Genomic DNA, 18,190 nt, shown 5'->3' with positions numbered 1-18,190 from the left:
TGGGAGGAGTGGCGTGTCAGCGTCCCAGAGGCTGCGTGGGCGTATCGCCGGTTGGCTGTTAGCGCGGCGACTGGATCGCTCCACGCCTCGCAAGCGGGATAGCGAAATCTCGTGAAGGCAAAGTCGAGCTGCGTTTTCCGTTCTGTATCGGCGACCGGCGGCGACTGGGAGAGACGGATACCATGCACATGGGGCGTCTGGAAGGTGCCAGGACATGGACGCGGGGCGGCCCGCGCGCAGGCGCTTGGTCGAGCGGTGCAATGACCACGCAGCGCCACCTCGCAGCGATCATGGTTTGCGACGTGGTCGGCTATTCGCGCCTGACGGAGCGCGACGAGCGCGGCACGCTCGAGCGGCTGAAGGTCTACCGCAAGGACCTGCTCGAACCGCTGGTCTCTGAGCACCAGGGTCGGATCGTCAAGCTCACCGGCGACGGCATGCTGTGTGAATTCGCGAGCGTCGTCAACGCGGTGGCCTCGGCGATGGCGATCCAGCAGGCCCTGGCAGAACACGAGGCGGAGATGCCCGAGGAAGAGCGGATTCGCTTTCGCATCGGCGTCAATCTCGGCGACGTGGTCTGCGAGGAGGACGGCGACCTCTACGGCGACGGGGTCAATATCGCAGCCCGCCTCGACGGCATCGCCGACCCCGGCACCGTGGTCGTCTCAGGCACCGCCTACGACCACCTTCAGGGCAAGCTCGACTGCAGCTTCACGCCGCTCGGCAACCTGCGCCTCAAGAACATCGAGCGGCCTGTGCGCGCCTACCGCGTCGAGACCGACGCCGGCGCCTCGGTGGCTGCATCGCCTCCGCTGCCCGCGAAACCCTCGATCGCGGTTCTGCCTTTTACCAACATGAGCGGCGATCCCGACCAGGAATACTTCGCCGACGGGCTGGTGGAGGACATCATCACGGGATTGAGCCGGGTGAACTCCTTCTTCGTGATCGCCCGCAACTCGTCGTTCACCTACAAGGGCCGGGCGGTGGACCTGCGCCAGGTCGGGCGCGAGCTGGGCGTCCGCTACGTACTCGAAGGCAGCATCCGCAGAGCAGGATCGCGGGTGCGCATCAGTGGGCAGTTGGTGGACGCGATCAGCGGACACCATGTCTGGGCCGACCGCTTCGAGGGCGACGTGAGCGACATCTTCGACCTGCAGGACAAGGTTACCGAGAGCGTCGTCGGCGCTGTCGAACCGAGCATCCGGCTGCAGGAGATCAAGCAGGCGCGCATGAAGCCGACCGACTACATCGGTGCCTACGACCTCTACCTTCGTGCGCTGCCGCGCTTCTACAGCATGACGCGCGAAGGCTTCGCCGACGTGCGCCGGCTCACCAACGAGGCGCTCAGCATCGACCCAGACTTCACCCTGGCGAAGGCACTCGGTGCCTATATCCGCAGCCGGTCGGTGAGTCAGTGCTGGCACGAGCCCGACGATATCCGCGTCGCCGTGCGCATGGCCCGCGAGGTGCTGGCGGACGCGCGAGACGACCCGACAAGCTTGCGTTTCGCCGCGCAGGTGATCGCCTACAGCGCCAAGGATTACGAGACGGCGCTGGACACGATCGAACGGTCCCTGCTCCTCAACCCCAATTCGGCGCAGGGCCATACGGGCAGCGGCTGGGTGAACGCCCATTCCGGCCACCCCCTCGTCGCGATCGAGCACTTCCACAGGGCAATGCGGCTGAGCCCGGTCGACCCCGAGAAGGGCATCGCGCTCTCCGGCATCGGGATGAGCTACCTGATGCTCGAACGCTACGAGGAAGCGCTGGCTTGGGGAGAACGAGCGCTGCGCGAGATGCCGAATTACGGCTCCTCGCACCGGGTGGTGATCATGGCGCTGGTCAAACTCAACCGGCTGGACGAAGCGCAGGCGGCGGCGCGGCGGCTGATGGAGGCGTTCCCGACCTACACGCTCGGCCTGCAGAAGCAGATCAACCCGTGGCGGGACAAGGTGTTCGCCGAGCACTACGTCGAAGCGTTGGGTATTGCCGGCGTGCCGGAGTGATCGTCGCGGTTGCAAAGATGCCCGCTCCTGCGCGTCACGTCCGGCCAGGCGACGCGCCCCTTGATCCCGCGTCGCTTCAGGAAGGATAGTTCTCTGGCCGGCTTGTCGAGGACCGAGCGTGTAGAGCAGCTGTGAACAGCCGGCGAGCTCTCGTGGCACTTTCGTAGGATGGCGTTTCGTGGTGACCCCAAAATTGACCTTGGCGGAAATTCGAACCAAGATTACCGTCGCGGTGCGTCCGTCAGGCGGACGCGGGTAACGCCGGAAAGCATTTTCGTCGCCGCCTATCTGTTGGTGTAGATCGGCCCCGCGTTGTCACGCCGGCAAAGACGATGGGCCGAGGCTTGTCATCATTTGGAAGTTCTTCGATGCACAGCGAAATCGCTTGCAGTTCTGCGAAGCGATTCGCAATTATCGCCGCAATCCACGTCCCACCTGGAGGCTCCCATGGCCGAGGTCCTGCTGTTCCACCACGCACAAGGGTTGACTCCCGGCGTGCGCGCGTTCGCTGACGACCTGCGGGCAGCCGGGCACACCGTGCATACGCCGGACCTGTTCGACGGACGCACATTCCAGAGTATTGACGAGGGTCTCGCCTACATCGGTGAGATCGGGTTCGACGACATGCGGGAGCGCGGCGTCCGCGTCGCCGGCGAACTGACGCCCGAGCTCGTTTACGCCGGATTCTCGTTCGGGGTACTGCCGGCGCAGAAGCTCACACAGACACGACCCGGTGCCTGCGGAGCCCTGCTCTTCCACTCCTGTCTGCCGATTAGCGGCGAGTGGGCGTTCGGACCCTGGCCGGACGGCGTCCCGGTCCAGATCCACGGTATGGATAACGACCCGATCTTCATCGGCGAGGGCGACATCGACGCCGCTCGCGAGATCGTGGAGAAGGTCGAGGACGCGGAGCTGTTCCTCTATCCCGGCGACCAGCACTACTTCGCCGACAGCTCGCTGCCGTCGTACGACGCTGCTGCCAGCGCACTGCTCACGCGGCGCGTGCTCGAGTTCCTGGACCGTGTCTGACCATGTCGGCGAGGGCCTTATTGAGGAGTATTGGCAGTTCTCGTCAAATCTCCATAGGGTCGAGTTCGCGATCACCACCCGCGCGTTCGTTCCCTGGAGGGCTTCCGGACGCCGGCCCCGGCGCACGGCACCTCTCACAGAGGGCCGGCATCTCCTCCACAAGATCTGCCAAGGCATTTCCTCGAACAAGTGGCTGCTTTGGGGTCTCGGTGCTGGTTGCCGTGAATGTCAGCTATCAGGCAGCATAATATGCTGATGAAGGTACAAATTCCTAATCTGTAGGTCACAGGTTCGATCCCTGTCGGGATCACCACGTGTTCAAGAGGTTACCTGACGGTTGCGTCGGTGCTCGGCTGTGAACGCGTGCGAGGAAGTCGCGCACCAACGCAAGCGCCTCATCGAAATGGGTTTCCAGTAGCCAGTGGGCGGCGCCATCGAGGAGATGGAGCTCTGCTTGCGGCAAGTCGCGCTTGTAGGCGCGGGCCGATGCGGCCGGCATGTAGCCATCCTCAGGACCCCAGACGATCAGTGTCGGTGGTTGCCGTTCGCGCAGATAAGCCTGGTATTTCGGGAACCAGTTAAGATTCGCCTCCAGCTTCTCCATCAGGCCGACCGCGAGCCGCCGACGGGGCGGCGTGTCCATCAGAGGCCAATGGAGTTTCCACAGATCCGGTGGCACGCGCTCGGCCACGACCTCGCCAACCTCACCGATGAACTCGTGCCGGAAGCCCTCCTCGCTCACCGCTTCTTCCAGCGGGCGATGCTTGTCGGGCGTCTTGTCGTTCCAATACGCCTTGATGGCTGCGTATTTCGGGCCAAGCACGTCTTCGTAGATGTCGCCGTTCTGGATGATAAGCGCGGCAACGCGCTCCGGATAGGCGATGGCGTGGCGCAATCCGATCTGCGAGCCGTAATCGTGCAGCCAGAGCGCATAGTGGGACAGGCCGAGCGTGTCCGCGAAAGCCGCCAAAAACCCGGCATAGGTCTCGAAATCGTAGCCGAATGCAGCCATGTCGGGCGTAGCGCTATAGCCGAAGCCAGGAAAGTCCGGGGCGAACGTGTGCCAGTGATCAGCCAGTCCGGGCATCAGCCTTCGAAACTGATAGGAGGAACAGGGATAGCCGTGCGGCAGCAGAAGCACGGGAGCGTCGGCCGGCCCTTCCTCGCGAAAGAAGACAGTAATTCCGTCAACTCTGATTTGGCGGTGTCGCAACTTTGCCTCCTCGATTGAAAGGCTCCGAAAATGACTGGTAACCTCCCGCATCCCGTTGTGAGCGCCTGGACCCGAAACTCATGATCGGGTCGAGGGTTCCCGGTCGCGGCCGGTGGAAGCGACCAAGGAACCCCGCCGCCGATCAGATCGTTTGGCGATATCTGGCCAGATCAACCTGAGGCAGATATGCCGCATGCTCGCAATCGCATGGAGCCGAACATCGGCAAAGTCTGCCGTGGATTCGGGGCTTGGCGCAATGCTGCGTGACGTCGATTATGTCCTGCAAAAACTCGACTGGATGCGCGCCGAAGGCATCTGGCCCAACGGCTTGCGATATCTGTGGACCGATGCATTCGGGGTCGTGCTCTACGTCTCGCTTTATGCGGAACTTGGCGAAGAGCGCTGGCTGGACGAGGCCGAGCGGCTGGTGGTGGATGTCGAGCGTGTGCTCGGCCGCCGGCGCGGATTGAGGATCGGCGAAGCGGCCGATCGCGACGGCCAGTATTTCCACTATCTGGCGATGTGGCTGTTTGCCCTGGCGCGTCTCGGCGATCTGAAGCCGGAATACCGCGAACGCGGCATTGCGCTGGCGCGGGACATTCACCCGGCGTTTGTGGTCCCCGGCCGCGGCGTGATCTGGAAGATGCAGGAGGATTTGAGCGGTCCTTACCCCGGCTACGGCCTCGGCAGCATGGATGCCTATGACGGCTACGTCTCTTATCGCATGCTCGACGAAGAGGAACTGGCGCCCGAGATCGCGCAGATGCGTGACCTGATGGAGCGCGATTGGCGCACACTCGACGTCGACCAGGACCTCGGCCTCGGCATGATGCTGTGGCTCGCCCATTTCTTTCCCGACGAGCCGTGGGCCGAGGCCCAGACGAGGCGTTCGCTACGAACCCTGGAAACGATGTGGGTCGACCCGCCCGGTTATTTCAGCCGCGCGCCATGGCTGCGCGATACCAAGTTCGCCTTCACCAATTACGGCGTATCGCTCGGCCTGCAAGCCGCCGGCATCTGGCCGGGGCGTGTCGATAGGCTGAATGCCTTCTTCGAGGACTGGCGCTCCGGCGACGAATACGACCGCGAGGCGATCACCTGGGTGATGGCCTGCACCTCGCGCCTTCCCGGTGCTTTTCTGACCCGGGGTGGCGGGACAATGACTGAAAGAAGCAACCAAGCTCGGGAACGTTCCCCTGCTGGCGCGGTTGTCGATGGAAGTGCATCGAGACGCAAGGAGCGCGGTTGAAATGGCCATTCTCTTGGGAAAACCGGGAAGCTGTTGGGCAGCGGCAGCCAGATCCACGAACTATCCCCAGCTCGAAGGTTCGATCCGTGCGGACGCCGTTGTCGTGGGTGCTGGAATTGTCGGGCTGACGACGGCGCTTCGCCTTTGCGAGGCAGGCCGGTCGGTGGTCGTCGTTGAAGGCCTGCGCACGGGCGGCCAGGTGACCGGCCGCTCGACGGCCAAGATCACCACGCAGCATGCACTGATCTATCGTCATCTCATCGACACTGTCGGCCGGGAGTTGGCCCAGGTCTACGCCGATGCGAATTCCGCCGGCGCCCGACAGATCCGCGATTGGGTTCGCGAGTACGCCATCGCCTGCGATCTCGAGAGCAAGGACGCCTACACCTACACCTGCGATGAAAGCCGGCGCGCGGAGGTCGCGGCCGAGGCGGAGGCCGCCCGCCAGGTCGGGCTGGAGGCCGAGATCCTCGACCACGCGCCGCTGCCTTTCGAAACGGCCGCCGCGCTACGGTTTTCTGACCAGGCGCAGTTCAATCCGGCGATGTATCTGGTTGGCCTGGCGGAAGCGGTGACGGCCCATGGTGGTCGGATCTTCGAAAACAGCCGCGCCACGTCGATCGACGAGGCAAGCCGCTGGCGCATCGTCACCGATGGCGGCGCCGTTGATGCCGGGCATGTCGTCGTCGCCACCAACATGACGGTGAAGAGCCCCATCGGCATGGCGAACCGGACGCAACCGCGCTGCCACACCGCCATGGCCTTTCGGATCGACGATCCCCTCACTGTCGACGGCATGTTCATCGGCATCGACGATCCGACGCATTCCATCCGCACGGGCCACGATGCCGAAGGGCCGCTGCTGGTCGCGCTCGGCCCCAAGTTCAACACCGGCTGGGACGGCGACGTGGCCAAACGGTTTGTCGAACTGGAAAAATGGGCAAGAAAGAACCTTTCGGTCGGCGACGTCGCGTGGCGCTGGTGCAATGAGGATTATGATACGGCCGACAGGATTCCATATGCCGGCGAGCCCGATCCCGCCAAGGCAGCCGGCTTCCACATTGCCACCGGCTTCAACGCCTGGGGCATCACCAACGGGACGGCCGTGGGCACGATGATCGCCGACCTGATCTGCGGCCGCCCGAGCCCATGGCAAAAACTCTACGATCCGGCCCGGGCCTATCCTGAGGACTTCCACAAGAACGGCCGCAGTCAATCGATCGTCTCGAGCACCCACGACATTGCGCCTGGTATGGGGGGCGTGATCGTCAGGGGAGACGAAAAGATTGCGGCGTGGAGAGACACCGAAGGTGCACTCCAGGCGGTTTCGGCGACTTGCACCCACAAGGGCTGCACCGTAACCTGGAACACTGCGGACCACACCTGGGATTGTCCCTGCCACGGCTCGATCTTCGCGGCCGATGGTTCGGTCATCCACGGCCCTGCCCGAAAACCGCTTGCCCAGATTACGTTGTGAAGGCGGCGACCGACGCCGCCCGCGTCACGCCGGCCGTTCGTAGGTTCCGACCAACTCCGTCTCCTCCAATGCGTGTTTCTGGGCTTGCTTCCAGACCTGATGCACGCCCGCCTGTCCCGGTACGCTGAGGCTCGGCACATCAAGCGCGGCCAGCCGGAAATGGTAATGATGGACGCCATGGCCTACGGGCGGCTGCGGGCCATCGTAATAGGCATTGCCGAAATCGTTGGTGCCTTGCCTGAGTGCCGACGGACCGGGCTTGCCGTCTGCTGCCTCGGCGAGTTCACCGGCATCGGGTGGGATGTTGAATACCGCCCAATGCCCGAAAGTCCCGCTTGGCGCATCGGGATCCAGCACGACAAGAACAAGGCTCTTGGCACCATCCGGAACACCGGACCACTTCAGTGGCGGCGAGACGTTCTGGCCGTCACGCGTATACCTTTCGGGAATTTTTCCGCCTGCCGGGAACGCCGGGCTGATAAGGGTGAGTGGCATTGCTGTTTCCCCAAGAAGATTGCGACCAAGAAACCCGCGCCGGCGCCGTTCACGCCGCTTGCTGAGCTTCGGCGACGCGTCTGATCTCTCCTGGCAGGGATTCCCAGACCTTGTGCATCTGTCCTTCTCCGACATGATGGGCAAGCACCTTGGACACGGCCCTGAATGCATCCTTGGAATCGACCGGACGGGTGAATTCAAGCTCCGCCTTGATCTTGGCCAGAAACTCGTCGAGCGACCGCACCTTCTCGGGAGCCTTGGAAGGCTGATATTGGTCATAGAAGGCGCCACGCACCAGAATCGGCAGCTGCGAGCCGAGGTGGGCTGCAAGATCCGGCTGCATACGGTCGCGCAGGGCGTGCAGCACCGCTCCGAGAACGTGCCAGGCGACCTGCCGATCCGGTCCGATCTCGTCCATGATCTCGTCGAGCCAGATGTTCGTGGTCTGCAGTGTCTTGTCGAATACGTCGAGTCCGGTGGCGTTCATCGAATCCTCCTTCCGTTCAAATCCGATTACGGCGGATGTGACCAAACAGTCCTACCTGCCGGTTGTTCCCCGATGCGCATTCCGCGGTTTTTCGGACCGCCTTTCCCGGCCGGCGTGCGGAACATCCTCATGGGCGGACGAGTTTTATTTGCTGTCGCCGATCAGCCATCCCACGGGATGTAGCCGCAGGTTGGTTAAAGCACATCCACCGGGAAAACAGATGCACGCGGATTGAAGGTCATGGCCGTCATATTTTCAGATCGCCGCGAGGCCGGGCGGCAACTCGCCGGGGAGCTCGTTCGCTTTGCCGGCCGCGACGACGTGATCGTATTGGCGCTGCCCCGAGGCGGCGTGCCGGTCGGCTACGAGGTCGCGCAGGCACTCAAGGCACCGCTCGACGTCTTCGTCGTGCGCAAGCTCGGCGTCCCCGGCCACGAGGAACTGGCCATGGGGGCGATCGCGCCCTCCGGCGTACGTGTCCTGAACGACGAAATCGTCAGCGGTCTCGCGATCCCGCCATATGTCATCGACGCGGTCGCTGCAAAGGAGGAAAAAGAGCTTCTGCGCCGCGAGCACCTCTATAGGGCCGGGCGACCCCCACCGCAGTTGAATGGACGGACCATTATCCTCGTGGATGACGGGCTTGCGACCGGATCGACCATGCGGGCCGGAATCAAGGCGCTGCGAAAAAACCACGCCGCCCGTATCGTCGCGGCCGTTCCCGTCGGTAGCCCCGACACTTGCGACGCGATGCGGGCGGACGCCGACGAGGTCGTTTGCACGACGACACCAGAGCCGTTGCTCGGTGTCGGGCGCTGGTACGTGGATTTCTCGCAGACGAGCGATGAAGAGGTCCGCGCGCTGGTCGCCAGGTCCGTGCCCAAGCCTGCAGCTTCCGACAAGCCTGCCGCTTCCGAAGAGGAGTTGGCTGGGCACGCGGGCGCGGGTCCGGCGCGCGGCACTAGATCGCCATAGCGGAGGTGGATATGGACCGGCATAGCGAGCACGTCGTTCATGTTCCCGCGGGGCCTGTCACGCTTGAGGGCAATCTTTCGTTGCCCCCGGATGCTCGCGGCCTCGTGCTCTTCGCCCATGGCAGCGGAAGCAGCCGCCACAGCCCGCGCAACCGCTACGTGGCCGCAAGGCTGAACGAGGCGAACCTCGCCACCTTCCTCGTCGACCTGTTGACGGCCGAAGAGGAGCGGATCGACCAGGTCACGGCCGAGTTGCGCTTCAATATCGGACTGCTCGCCGATCGGCTGGTCGGCGTCACGGATTGGCTCGGCGCCTCGCCGGACACGTCGGGGTTGCGTCTTGGCTATTTCGGCGCGAGCACGGGCGCCGGTGCCGCCCTGGTGGCGGCGGCCGAGCGGCCCGACCAGGCCGCGGCGGTGGTTTCGCGTGGTGGCCGGCCCGATCTCGCAGCGCTCGCCCTGCCGCGCGTCCGGGCGCCGACCTTGCTCGTCGTCGGAGGCGCGGACACGCAAGTGATCGCACTCAACCGCTCGGCGCTGGTGGCGCTCCGCGGCGAGAAGGAGCTCGCCATCGTCCCTGGCGCGACACATCTGTTCGAGGAGCCCGGCGCCCTGGACGAAGTCGCGGATCTCGCTACTCAATGGTTCTTGCGCCATCTGATTTCGGACGGATCGGCGTCGACGTCTTGACAGCCGGGGCTTGGATCACCAGTCCCGGGATCATTTGCGTCCTCAACGCGTTATGATCCTCATAAGATCGTGCGCCGCTGCAACCTGAATGGCTGTCGCAACCCATATGTGGGAGAAAGACAATGCCGGAGAAGAAAACCATCGAGAAGGCCCGAAAGGATAAGCGCGAGGGCAAATCGCCGAGCACCCAGGCCGGCGAGTTCGTGCACGAGGAGATCGATAAAATCCGCCGCGGCGAGCACGGCGCGCGCTCGACCCAGCAGGCTATCGCCATCGGGCTTTCCGAGGCGAGACGCGCAGGCGTAGACCTGCCCCCGCCCAAAAAGGGCAAGGTGAAGGAGAGCACGCGCAAGAGCGCCGAATACGCCTATGAGGCCGGCCAGGGCGAACGCACGCCGAAACGCCGCCCGCGGGTCTCGAAAGCCGTCTCCAAGGTGCTCGAGCATGAGCCGAAGAGCACGGCGTCGCACGAGGCGCTCTCGCAGCAGGCCAAGCGTGCGGCCTCACGCCGGACGGCTGAGGAGCGCTCGGCCGCCGCAAAGAAGGCCGCCGAGACGAAAGGCGCCAGCGGAAGGAAGGCGGCGGCGCAGAAGGCCGCCAGAACGCGGGCACAGCACGCATAGTTCAAGACGGCAGTTCGCCTCCTGGAAACCCGATATGGCCCAAACGACCTGCGAGAACGCCAGTCATAAACGCTTATCCCCGCCAGACCCCTTCCCGGCGCAGATCGTCCATCGTGCGCGAAATGCCTTGGCGCAGGATCGACACCATGTCGTCGATCCGCTCGCGCGTGATGATCAGCGGCGGGACATGACGCATATGACGGATATCGCATATATTGATCAGCGGCCTGACCAGCAGGCCGAGCTCGTGGCAATGGGCGTCAATCCCGCTCGGCAGCTCGATCCGCCTCGCTCATGACCCCGAGGCTCTGCTGTCGATGGCCGACTGAATAATTTTTCGGGCAGCAATGCGGCCGGCGACGATGGCGCCCTCGACATAGCCTGGAAATGACGGCGACAGCTCCGACGAGGCGAAATGAATCGGCGACGCGCCGGCGCGGATAATGCGTTCGGCATCAGTTGCCGTCACATCCACGATCAGATCGCTGTAACCGCCGCCGCTCCAGCGATCCCCAGTCCAATCGCGATAACTGAGATCGATAATGCCGGCCGCCTCGATACCGAGCGCCTGTTCCAGCTTTGACGTCACCTTTGCGCGTAACGCCGCGTCGTCCAAATCCCGCCAGCGCTGCGCCAGCGGCCCGCCGATGAAGACGACAAGTGCTGCATGATCCTCGTCCCTGCTGGCATCGCAGGCAAAAAGCCCGTGCGGGTCGCGCCACATCACCATGCCGCTCAAGCCCCTGTCGCGCCAGAAAGCCGTGGGATAGCGCACCAGCATCTTGATCACCGCGCCGCTTTGCCAGACGCCGAGGGCCCTCTTCAGCACAGCCGGCAGCGGCGGCACGAAATCTACTCTCGAGGCCATCATCGGCGGTACGGCGACCAGTACCGCTCGTGCCTCGATCGCGCCGGCAGGCGAAACGACGCGAACCCCTCCCGGCCCGTGCTCAATGGCCTCGACAGCTGTATTCAGCCACAGTCGATCGCCGAGATCCCGCGCAAGATCATCCGCCAGCGAATGCATGGTTTCGCCCACGAAATACTGCAGCTCCGACACCTCGTTGGTGATGCGGCGATCATTGTCGATCAAGTACCACAGCGGCAGCCTTTCCATTGCCAGGCACCACAGGCCCTCGATCATCGACCGAAAGGCGGCCTTCGCATCGTCGGGATCGGCCTGGCGATCGAGCCATGCCGCGACCGTCAAGCCGGCAATGGTCGGGTCGTTCGGTGCGATCGCGTTCATCCGCTCGCGCATTCGCATCGCGGTGCCGTAAGTGCGCCCGGCTTGCGCCTCGCCCATTCGCGGCTGCGTGACGAATTCGCCTGCGATATGGGTCTCGACCAATGTCTTGCCGCGCGCTTGCACCAGCGCCATCAATTCCGGCATGTCTTCGCACAGGAACTGGCCGCCGCTGTCGATCCGCTCGCCGAGCCCGTTCTGCACGGCTTCGACGCGGCCGCCGACACGGTCGCGGGCTTCGAGCAGCACGACATCGATGCCGGCGTGGTTCAATTCACGCGCGGCCGACAGGCCGGTGAAGCCGGCGCCGACGATGGCTACATCGGCTCGTTCGATCTTGAACTTCATTAGCCGGCCTTGATCTTCTCGAATGTCAGGGGCCGGATCATTGTCTTCATTGCTGGTCCACCCTCTTTTTGATGGTTCACGCCGGCCTGGCACCGCGGGCTGCGGAGTTCGGATAGTGCTTGGGGAATGCCGCAGACAGGAACTCGTTCGCAGCCTGCAGCGCCGTCTCGCGTGTGGCGTCCTCGATGCCCATCATCAAATGCAGCCACAGACCATCCAGCATGGCGCTGAGCGCCAGCGCCATGACTTGCGGCTCATAGGCATAGAAGCCGTTCTGCTTGAGCGCCGCGCAAAGGTCGATGAAGATGTTCTGGTAGACGGCATCGCGTGCGCTGCTCAGCGCCTGATATTTCGGTCGCGATTTGGCCTCGCCCCAGAAGGCACACCAGGCAGCCAGCTTACGCTTGTTGCATATCGAGCGGTCGAAATCGGCCGCCACCAATGCCTGCAGCTGGCGGGCGGGATCATCGCCGGCCCTTTGCAAGGCGCTGCGCCAATGCGCCGAATACTCGTCATGCATGTATTGCAAAGTGGCGACGAGCAGCTTCTCCTTGCTCTCGAAATGGAAATTGACGATGCCGCGCGACAGGCCGGCGCCGTCGGCGACGTCGGCCATAGTCGTTTCCGAATAGCCGCGCTTGGCCAATGAATCGATAGTCGCTTCGATCAGTTGAACCTGCCTTGTCTGCTTCGACGCTTTGCGGCCGCGCTTATCGAAATCGCTTTTTCGCGCCGGTTCGAGGAGGGCTTCGCGCGCCTCTGTTGTCTTCATCGGGTAACGGTCTCCAGCATCGCCGGCTAGCCGACCGGCTTCGGCCGCGAAGATCAGTGGGACGGTGTTTGGCACTGTCAAGCACCTTCTGCATGGCTGCCCATATTCGAATGTTCTCGTCGAGACTGCACCCTTATAGAAAACGACGTCGAAGGCGCCGTCGGCGAAAGGCAACGATCCCGGCACGCGGACCAGATCAGCACCGCCGAGTCCGCCTGTAGCGGATCTTGGGTCGAGATCTACGCCAGGCGCGAGCTGCAATATCAAAAGCTGCTGAAGCGTGCCAAACTGGTGCCGCGGCTGGTCATCAAGCTCGGCCGCCGCACTGCCAATCGCCTGCGGATTTCTGAATATGGCCGACGACATCGACAGTCCCGAAATCGACGCCGAAGCCGCCGAACAGTGGCAGCTGGTCAACACGCCGCTCGGCGAAAAATGGTCGGGCCGCACCCGCTATGCCGCGGCCATGTTCTTCTACAAGCGCGGCGAGATGAGCGCTGAAACGCTGGAGGTCTACCGCATTTGTGCGAGGCTGGATTCGACCGATCCGCTGCCGATCATCCGCGACCGCGGCATTGGCCAGGACTGGCTTAAACGCATGGGTTTCGAATAGTCCGCCTCCAACCTGTGTTCCGGACAAGCCGGCATCACCCGCTTAGCCGATGGTCTTCTCCAAGATGCCGAGCCAGTTGCGATAGGCGATCTTCTCGATCAGCGCGCGCCCGAAGCCGCGCGCCGCGAAAGCGTCGAGCAATCTTGGCAGGCCGGCAACGTCGCCTATCACGGCCGGGATCATAGCGCCGTCGAAATCCGAGCCCAGGCCGACGCCGTCTTCGCCCAGCGCCTGCAGCAGTGAATCGACATGGCGCACCATGATGTCGAGGCTGGTGTCGGCGTTCATCCTGCCGTCCTCACGCAGGAACCCGGTGGCGAAGTTCAGCCCGACCATGCCGCCGGAGTCGCGGATCGCGCCGAGCTGCCATTCGGTGAGGTTGCGCGAATGGCCGCAGATCGCGTGCACGTTTGAATGGGTCGCGACCAGCGGTGCGTCACTGATCTCGACGACGTCGCGGAAACCTTTTTCGTTGAGATGCGAAAGATCGGTCATGATCTTCAGCTGGTTGCACGCTTTCACCAGCGCCTTACCGGCATCGGTCAGCCCCGGCCCTGTATCGGGCGACGAGGGGAAGCGGAACGGCACGCCGTGGCCGAAGGCATTGGGACGGCTCCAGACGATGCCGAGCGAGCGCAGGCCGGCTGCGTGGAGAACGTCGAGCAGGGTGAGCTCAGGGTCGATCGCCTCGACCCCTTCGATATGAAACACCGCCGCAATCGAGCCTTGCGCCATCGCCTTTCTCACATCGCCGGCGCTGCGGCAGACGGTAAGCGCCGAAGCCCGCTCCAGCCTGAACAGGATCGAGGCCATCGCTACGGTGGAGTTGAGCGCATCGGCGCGCGGAACCTCGGGCGGCAAGGGCTCGCTGTCGCTCGGCGCCAGCGGCACCGCACCGCGTTTGGATTTCTCGGCAGGCGGCGGGAAGATCGCGAACATGCCGCCGGCAAATCCGCCTTTCTTCGCGCGCGGCAGGTCGATATGGCCACCCGGCGTCCCCTCGACGAACAGCTTTTCGACGTCCGCATCCTTCGACTGGTAGAGCCTGAGCAGCGTGTCGTTGTGGCCGTCGAAGACGGGAACGAGATCGGATTCGGTCATGGGGGGCCATTCGGTTGAAGTGGTCGGGCCGCAGAAGGCGAGCCGGTTGTTGCCAATACTTAGGTAAGACGGGCGCTCTGCGCAAATCCCGCATGTTTGCCTTGTGTTTGTACGCCGCCAATGGTCGAAGGGGCACGCGGTAAAGCCGCGCACCCTTTCTCCTGTCATTCATCGAGGGGCTGTCTCTTACCGCTTCAGCACGTCCGCCCATTCCGGATGGCGGCGGAACTGAGCATTGGCGAACGGGCAAAGCGGGATGATCGTCTTGCCCGCCGCACGCGCATCCTCGACGGCACGGGTGACCAGGCGAAGTCCCGCGCCCTGCCCGCGAAATGCATCCGGCACTTCTGTATGGTCGATGATGATCTGGTGCTCGCCGATCTTGGTGAAGGTCATCTCCGCCTCGGCGCCGTCCGGCCCACGCAGGAAGTAGCGGCCCTTCGAGCCGCGGTCCTCCAGTTCAATTTCCGGCAATAGGTCAGACATGGCTTGCGGTCCTTTCATCCGACGCCACGGCGAACAGCTGCCGCGCCGCCTCGATCTCGCCCGGCCGCACCTCATGGCCGCCGTCATGCCACTCGACTGTGACATCGGCGCCATCGGCGCGCAAATAGGCTTCGAGCCGCGCCGTCAAATTAGGCGGACAGATCGGGTCTCGCCTGCCGGCGGTGACCAGGATGCGGCTGCCGCCAAGGCTGCCCTTGACCTCCGGCTCGAACGGGATCAGCGGATGCATCAGCACCGTTGCGTCGAACAGCGACGGCTCGGCAAACAGCACCGAGGCCAGGATGTTGGCGCCGTTGGAATAACCCAGGCCTAGCACCGACGATGGCTTTGCCGCCTCGACATGCGCCTTGACGAAGCCGGCCATCTTGTCCGTCGCTCGCGTGAGGTCGCCCATGTCGTAAACGCCCTCGCCGGTACGACGAAAAAAGCGTGCGGCGCCTTGTTCCGAGACATCGCCCCGCGGGGCAACGATCGTTGCTTGCGGCGCAAGATCGCGCCCAAGCGACAGAAGCTGATCCTCGTCGCCGCCAGTGCCATGGAAGACGAAGAGCAACGGTCCGCCCGGCGAACCGGGCAGCACCTTGTGAATATACGAATCCTTGCTCATAACCTTGCCCTCAGTCTTCCAGTTTCTGCAGATGCTGCTCGAGATAGGGCCGCAAATGCTGGTGTTGCGACGGCAGTTTCAGCGCCTCGCCGAGATGGGCGGTATCCTCGTCGCGGTCGAAGCCCGGCTCGTTGGTGGCGACTTCGAACAGCACGCCGCCCGGTGTGCGGAAGTAGATCGCCCAGAAATAATCGCGGTCGATCACTGGCGTCACCTGATAACCTGTATCGAGCAGCGCCTTGCGCACTTCGAGCTGCTTGGCGCGGTTCTCGACGGCGAAAGCGACATGGTGGACCGAGCCGGCGCCGAGATTGGCGAAGCCGGCCCCTGGCAGCGATTCGATATCGACCACATCGGCGCCGTTGCCGTTCTTCACCGCCAGCCGCCTGACGTTGCCGGATTTGTCGACCTCCTCATAACCCATGAATTTCAGCAGCTCTTCGGTGGCGCCGCCATCTTTCAGCCTGAGCGACACCGAGTGGAAGCCGCGGATCGCCTCGTCGGTGGGGATGCCACCCTTGGCCCATGGCGCACGGCTGTCCGCTCTGTCCTCGACCAGCGCAAACCCGTCGCCGTCGGGACCGGCAAACGCAAGACGCTTCTCGCCGAACGTCTCCTCGCGTGACAGCCCGGTGACACCTTGCTCGGCAAACCGTTTCTCCCAATAGCCGAGCGTGCCCTCGGGCACCGAATAAGCGGTGGTGCCGACTCCGCCGACTCCATGGCGCCCTTTGCCGATGTTCGGGAACGGAAAGTAGGTCATCACCGAGCCGGGCGTGCCGACCTCGTCGCCGTAATAGAGGTGGTAGACGTCGGGTGCGTCGAAATTGACGGTTTTCTTGACCCGCCGCAGGCCGAGCGTCCCTGTGAAGAATTCATTGTTCTGACGCGCATCGCTGGCCATCGAGGTGACGTGATGCAGGCCTTTGACCTGGTCGAGCATATCTGTGGCTCCCTTCCTTGTGCCGGTGCGGCCCTTGCCGCTGTCCACGCAAATATGAGCATCCGCCTCCTGGCCGCAAAGGCGGCAAACACAGAATGGACTGTGCTGTTAAAGTGAACGACGAAGCAGGTCTTGTTCACCATTCGGCAAACTGGACCGGCTTGCATACTCGCCGAAATTGCGCTCCATGAGCGACGCATGTAGCCAGCATGAGGATACAGCGGTTGAGTGGAAAACGCCCCAACATTCTCCTGATCACCTGCGACCAGTGGCGCGGCGACTGCCTGTCAGCTGCTGGCCACAAGGTGGTAAGGACGCCCAATGCCGACGCGCTGGCTGCCGAGGGCGTTTTGTTCCGGAAGCACTATGGCGGCGCCGCACCTTGCTCGCCGGCGCGCGCCTGCCTCTACACCGGCCTCTATCAGATGAACAATCGTGTCTGCCGCAACGGCACACCGCTCGACGCCCGCCACGGCAACATAGCGCTCTGGGCGCGCGCCCTCGGCTATGATCCGACGCTGTTCGGTTATACCGACACGGCGCGCGACCCGCGCACGCTGGCGCCTGGCGATCCGCAGCTGAAGAGTTATGAAGGCGTGCTGCCGGGCTTTACCGTGCGCCAGCTTCTGCCCGAGCATCAGAGGCCCTGGCTGTCATGGCTCAAGGCGCGCGGCGTCGATGCCGGCGCCGGCTCCCCCGACATCCACCGCCCGGCGGGCGAAATCCTGGAAAACGACGGCGAGATCAGCAACGCCCCGCCAATCTATTCGAAGGACGAGACGCCGTCGGCCTTCCTGGCTGGCGAATTCATCCGCTGGCTCGGCGAGCAGGAGCACGATGCGCCGTGGTTCGCGCACCTTTCCTTCATCAGCCCCCATCCGCCCTTCATCGTGCCGGCGCCTTACAACACCATGTACGATCCGGCCGTCGGCCCAGCTTTTGACCGCGCTGAAAGCTGGCAGGCCGAAGCAGCAAGCCACCCCTATCTCGCCTATGAATTAGACCGGCAGGAACGGTCGAAATTCCGCCCCGGCTCGGAAGGTAAGGTGCGCGACTGGAGCGACGATAGTTTTCGCCGCATCCGGGCGCTCTATTACGGCATGATCTCGGAGGTCGACGCGCAGCTTGGCCGTGTCTGGCAAGCGGTCAAGGCGGCCGATGCATGGGACGACACCGTCATCGTGCTGACCTCAGACCACGCCGAGATGATGGGCGATCATTTCATGCTGGGCAAGGGCGGCTTCTTCGACGGCAGCTTCCATATTCCGCTGATCATTCGCGATCCGCGCCGCCGCAAGGCTGCCGGCAGCAGTGTCGACCGCTTCACCGAGGCGGTCGATTTGGCACCGACCTTGCTCGAGCTCACTGGGCTCGAGCTCACCGGCGGCGAAGTGCTGCCGCGGCTCGACGGCCGCTCGCTGGCGCCTTTCCTGGACGCAACGGAGCCGGACGATTGGCGCGATGCGGCGCATTGGGAGTTCGATTTCCGCTCGATCGCCGATGGTGATGCAGAACGCTATTTCGGTATCGGTCCGCGTCAGTGCAATCTCGCTGTCATCCGCACCCAAAAGTTCAAATATGTGAATTTCGGGGGCGGCCTGCCGCCCTTGCTCTTCGACCTGGAAAAAGATGCCGGCGAGCTGGCCAACGTCGCTGACGACCCAGCCTATCTGCCGGTGCGGTTGGAACTTGCCGAAAGGCTGCTTGCCTGGCGGGCCGAGCATCTCGACCAATCTCTGGCGCTCGCCGAATTGACGGACAATGGCGTTGCCGGCCATGTCGCCGGCTTTCCCTCGCCATAAACAAAGCC

The 18,190-nt window shown here is 63.6% G+C and carries 18 protein-coding genes and 1 pseudogene; 9 read left to right on the top strand and 10 right to left on the bottom strand.

The annotated features are described in order from the left end of the window. Positions 1-260: 260 nt before the first annotated feature. Complete coding sequence (locus NKI63_RS09270; protein WP_352821168.1) at positions 261-2,006, top strand: adenylate/guanylate cyclase domain-containing protein; 1,746 nt, start codon at positions 261-263, stop codon at positions 2,004-2,006. 447 nt (positions 2,007-2,453) lie between these two features. Continuing rightward, positions 2,454-3,035, top strand: a complete 582-nt coding sequence (locus NKI63_RS09265) for a dienelactone hydrolase family protein (RefSeq protein ID WP_352805149.1) — start codon at positions 2,454-2,456, stop codon at positions 3,033-3,035. Between the two features lie 307 nt (positions 3,036-3,342). On the opposite strand, the gene NKI63_RS09260 is transcribed toward NKI63_RS09265, so the two are convergent. Then, entirely contained in the window at positions 3,343-4,299 is a 957-nt protein-coding gene (locus NKI63_RS09260) for an alpha/beta fold hydrolase (protein WP_352505047.1), read from the bottom strand. A 205-nt stretch (positions 4,300-4,504) separates the two neighbouring features. On the opposite strand from NKI63_RS09260, the gene NKI63_RS09255 reads away from it, so the two are divergent. Next, positions 4,505-5,497 carry a hypothetical protein gene (locus NKI63_RS09255; protein WP_352505046.1) on the top strand — a complete coding sequence of 331 codons (993 nt, stop codon included), beginning with the start codon at positions 4,505-4,507 and terminating at the stop codon, positions 5,495-5,497. Between the two features lies 1 nt (position 5,498). Continuing rightward, positions 5,499-6,974 carry an FAD-dependent oxidoreductase gene (locus NKI63_RS09250; protein WP_352687337.1) on the top strand — a complete coding sequence of 492 codons (1,476 nt, stop codon included), beginning with the start codon at positions 5,499-5,501 and terminating at the stop codon, positions 6,972-6,974. A 24-nt stretch (positions 6,975-6,998) separates the two neighbouring features. Here the strand turns inward: NKI63_RS09250 and NKI63_RS09245 are convergent, their stop codons facing one another. Together NKI63_RS09245 and NKI63_RS09240 are read right to left on the bottom strand one after the other, a co-directional pair. After that, positions 6,999-7,469 carry a YbhB/YbcL family Raf kinase inhibitor-like protein gene (locus NKI63_RS09245; RefSeq protein ID WP_352505044.1) on the bottom strand — a complete coding sequence of 157 codons (471 nt, stop codon included), beginning with the start codon at positions 7,467-7,469 and terminating at the stop codon, positions 6,999-7,001. Between the two features lie 49 nt (positions 7,470-7,518). Then, positions 7,519-7,956: a DUF2267 domain-containing protein gene (locus tag NKI63_RS09240; RefSeq protein WP_352505043.1), complete on the bottom strand. Its 438-nt coding sequence runs from the start codon at positions 7,954-7,956 to the stop codon at positions 7,519-7,521. 240 nt (positions 7,957-8,196) lie between these two features. On the opposite strand from NKI63_RS09240, the gene NKI63_RS09235 reads away from it, so the two are divergent. The 3 genes from NKI63_RS09235 (at position 8,197) to NKI63_RS09225 (ending at position 10,243) form a co-directional block, all read left to right on the top strand. Then, a complete protein-coding gene (locus NKI63_RS09235; RefSeq protein ID WP_352821163.1) occupies positions 8,197-8,931 on the top strand; it encodes a phosphoribosyltransferase in 735 nt (244 codons plus the stop codon). 11 nt (positions 8,932-8,942) lie between these two features. Next, complete coding sequence (locus tag NKI63_RS09230) at positions 8,943-9,620, top strand: dienelactone hydrolase family protein (RefSeq protein WP_352505041.1); 678 nt, start codon at positions 8,943-8,945, stop codon at positions 9,618-9,620. A 122-nt stretch (positions 9,621-9,742) separates the two neighbouring features. After that, on the top strand, positions 9,743-10,243 hold the full coding sequence (locus tag NKI63_RS09225) for a DUF6496 domain-containing protein (RefSeq protein ID WP_352505040.1): 501 nt from the start codon (positions 9,743-9,745) through the stop codon (positions 10,241-10,243). Positions 10,244-10,316: 73 nt separating this feature from the next. On the opposite strand, the pseudogene NKI63_RS09220 reads toward NKI63_RS09225, so the two are convergent. The 3 genes and pseudogenes from NKI63_RS09220 to betI form a co-directional block, all read right to left on the bottom strand. Continuing rightward, positions 10,317-10,508: pseudogene (locus NKI63_RS09220) on the bottom strand (aspartate aminotransferase family protein); the annotation flags it as partial. 27 nt (positions 10,509-10,535) lie between these two features. Next, positions 10,536-11,837 carry a flavin monoamine oxidase family protein gene (locus NKI63_RS09215; protein WP_352505039.1) on the bottom strand — a complete coding sequence of 434 codons (1,302 nt, stop codon included), beginning with the start codon at positions 11,835-11,837 and terminating at the stop codon, positions 10,536-10,538. 76 nt (positions 11,838-11,913) lie between these two features. Beyond that, the gene (gene betI / locus NKI63_RS09210; RefSeq protein WP_352821272.1) at positions 11,914-12,609 is read right to left on the bottom strand and encodes a transcriptional regulator BetI; all 696 of its coding nucleotides are present in this window, start codon (positions 12,607-12,609) and stop codon (positions 11,914-11,916) included. A gap of 352 nt (positions 12,610-12,961) precedes the next feature. On the opposite strand from betI, the gene NKI63_RS09205 reads away from it, so the two are divergent. After that, on the top strand, positions 12,962-13,222 hold the full coding sequence (locus NKI63_RS09205; RefSeq protein ID WP_352505038.1) for a hypothetical protein: 261 nt from the start codon (positions 12,962-12,964) through the stop codon (positions 13,220-13,222). 42 nt (positions 13,223-13,264) lie between these two features. Here the strand turns inward: NKI63_RS09205 and NKI63_RS09200 are convergent, their stop codons facing one another. The 4 genes from NKI63_RS09200 to NKI63_RS09185 form a co-directional block, all read right to left on the bottom strand. Next, positions 13,265-14,323 (bottom strand): dipeptidase, encoded by a 1,059-nt coding sequence (locus NKI63_RS09200; RefSeq protein WP_352821158.1) that lies wholly within the window; start codon positions 14,321-14,323, stop codon positions 13,265-13,267. A 186-nt stretch (positions 14,324-14,509) separates the two neighbouring features. After that, the gene (locus NKI63_RS09195) at positions 14,510-14,809 is read right to left on the bottom strand and encodes a GNAT family N-acetyltransferase (RefSeq protein WP_352687334.1); all 300 of its coding nucleotides are present in this window, start codon (positions 14,807-14,809) and stop codon (positions 14,510-14,512) included. Further along, on the bottom strand, positions 14,802-15,437 hold the full coding sequence (locus NKI63_RS09190; RefSeq protein ID WP_352505036.1) for an alpha/beta hydrolase: 636 nt from the start codon (positions 15,435-15,437) through the stop codon (positions 14,802-14,804). The genes NKI63_RS09195 and NKI63_RS09190 overlap by 8 nt, the downstream gene beginning before the upstream one ends. A gap of 10 nt (positions 15,438-15,447) precedes the next feature. Continuing rightward, the gene (locus tag NKI63_RS09185; RefSeq protein WP_352687332.1) at positions 15,448-16,380 is read right to left on the bottom strand and encodes a VOC family protein; all 933 of its coding nucleotides are present in this window, start codon (positions 16,378-16,380) and stop codon (positions 15,448-15,450) included. Positions 16,381-16,604: 224 nt separating this feature from the next. Between NKI63_RS09185 and NKI63_RS09180 the strand changes: the two genes are divergently transcribed. Continuing rightward, on the top strand, positions 16,605-18,182 hold the full coding sequence (locus NKI63_RS09180; RefSeq protein ID WP_352687330.1) for an alkaline phosphatase family protein: 1,578 nt from the start codon (positions 16,605-16,607) through the stop codon (positions 18,180-18,182). Positions 18,183-18,190 lie beyond the last annotated feature (8 nt).

Origin of the sequence: Mesorhizobium sp. M0410, assembly GCF_040321435.1 — a bacterium.
In the GTDB taxonomy this organism is placed as follows: Bacteria; Pseudomonadota; Alphaproteobacteria; order Rhizobiales; family Rhizobiaceae; genus Mesorhizobium.
This window is presented reverse-complemented; position numbering and strand designations above follow the sequence as displayed.

Bases quoted from the DNA above. Each gene is read 5' to 3' on its own strand.
- NKI63_RS09270 (WP_352821168.1), top strand. From the start codon at position 261: ATGACCACGCAGCGCCACCTCGCAGCGATCATGGTTTGCGACGTGGTC.
- NKI63_RS09265 (WP_352805149.1), top strand. From the start codon at position 2,454: ATGGCCGAGGTCCTGCTGTTCCACCACGCACAAGGGTTGACTCCCGGC.
- NKI63_RS09260 (WP_352505047.1), bottom strand. From the start codon at position 4,299: ATGCGGGAGGTTACCAGTCATTTTCGGAGCCTTTCAATCGAGGAGGCA.
- NKI63_RS09255 (WP_352505046.1), top strand. From the start codon at position 4,505: ATGCTGCGTGACGTCGATTATGTCCTGCAAAAACTCGACTGGATGCGC.
- NKI63_RS09250 (WP_352687337.1), top strand. From the start codon at position 5,499: ATGGCCATTCTCTTGGGAAAACCGGGAAGCTGTTGGGCAGCGGCAGCC.
- NKI63_RS09245 (WP_352505044.1), bottom strand. From the start codon at position 7,469: ATGCCACTCACCCTTATCAGCCCGGCGTTCCCGGCAGGCGGAAAAATT.
- NKI63_RS09240 (WP_352505043.1), bottom strand. From the start codon at position 7,956: ATGAACGCCACCGGACTCGACGTATTCGACAAGACACTGCAGACCACG.
- NKI63_RS09235 (WP_352821163.1), top strand. From the start codon at position 8,197: ATGGCCGTCATATTTTCAGATCGCCGCGAGGCCGGGCGGCAACTCGCC.
- NKI63_RS09230 (WP_352505041.1), top strand. From the start codon at position 8,943: ATGGACCGGCATAGCGAGCACGTCGTTCATGTTCCCGCGGGGCCTGTC.
- NKI63_RS09225 (WP_352505040.1), top strand. From the start codon at position 9,743: ATGCCGGAGAAGAAAACCATCGAGAAGGCCCGAAAGGATAAGCGCGAG.
- NKI63_RS09215 (WP_352505039.1), bottom strand. From the start codon at position 11,837: ATGAAGTTCAAGATCGAACGAGCCGATGTAGCCATCGTCGGCGCCGGC.
- betI (WP_352821272.1), bottom strand. From the start codon at position 12,609: ATGAAGACAACAGAGGCGCGCGAAGCCCTCCTCGAACCGGCGCGAAAA.
- NKI63_RS09205 (WP_352505038.1), top strand. From the start codon at position 12,962: ATGGCCGACGACATCGACAGTCCCGAAATCGACGCCGAAGCCGCCGAA.
- NKI63_RS09200 (WP_352821158.1), bottom strand. From the start codon at position 14,323: ATGACCGAATCCGATCTCGTTCCCGTCTTCGACGGCCACAACGACACG.
- NKI63_RS09195 (WP_352687334.1), bottom strand. From the start codon at position 14,809: ATGTCTGACCTATTGCCGGAAATTGAACTGGAGGACCGCGGCTCGAAG.
- NKI63_RS09190 (WP_352505036.1), bottom strand. From the start codon at position 15,437: ATGAGCAAGGATTCGTATATTCACAAGGTGCTGCCCGGTTCGCCGGGC.
- NKI63_RS09185 (WP_352687332.1), bottom strand. From the start codon at position 16,380: ATGCTCGACCAGGTCAAAGGCCTGCATCACGTCACCTCGATGGCCAGC.